The following is a 529-nucleotide window of genomic DNA, read 5'->3' on the forward strand; positions in this document are numbered from 1 at the left end:
GCCCAGCCAGTTGCCGCCGCACGCCCGCGCGCGCCGGCGGCACCGAGCCAGCCGACCGCCAAGGTCACGCCCCTGCCGAGCTACGGAACGACCAACGGCAGCGACAGATACACGCCGCCGCCCTCAAACGATTCCGTCGACGACACATTGATGCACGAGCTCGAGACCTCTCTCGACGAGACGCACTCCCAGCCGGCAGCGCCAAGCAAACCCGCACCCAAGCCCTCGCTCGATGATGAGATGGCCAAGCTGCTTGGCGAACTGGGCAATCACAAGCGCTGACCTAAAGCATGTCTCCCGAAAGTGGGAACCGGTTTCGGGATAAGACATGCGTAAATCAAAACCTAAAGCGCATGGAGCGAATCTGAAGATCGCGACCCGCTTTAGCGGCAGCTTGCCGGAACGCGCGAACTCTCCGCAGCTAGGAGCTGAAAACAAAAATGGCCGGAAAGCCGGCCATTTTTGACGTTTCTGCTTTCAGCTCGCGTCAGTCGTCGCGATACACCTTTTCGCGACGCTCGTGCGGTTC

Annotated in this window: 1 protein-coding gene and 1 pseudogene; both read left to right on the top strand. The window is 61.1% G+C overall.

Going from position 1 to position 529, the window contains the following annotated elements; genetic code table 11:
• Nucleotides 1–282: pseudogene (locus EOA27_RS41360) on the top strand (hypothetical protein); the annotation flags it as partial.
• Between the two features lie 46 nt (nt 283–328).
• Nucleotides 329–466: a hypothetical protein gene (locus tag EOA27_RS41780; RefSeq protein ID WP_189343123.1), complete on the top strand. Its 138-nt coding sequence runs from the start codon at nt 329–331 to the stop codon at nt 464–466.
• Nucleotides 467–529: the final 63 nt, after the last annotated feature.

This window comes from Mesorhizobium sp. M2A.F.Ca.ET.037.01.1.1 (assembly GCF_003998075.1).
GTDB lineage: Bacteria > Pseudomonadota > Alphaproteobacteria > Rhizobiales > Rhizobiaceae > Mesorhizobium.

Excerpts from the sequence above, each read along its gene's own strand:
- EOA27_RS41780 (WP_189343123.1), top strand. The coding sequence starts at position 329 with ATGCGTAAATCAAAACCTAAAGCGCATGGAGCGAATCTGAAGATCGCG.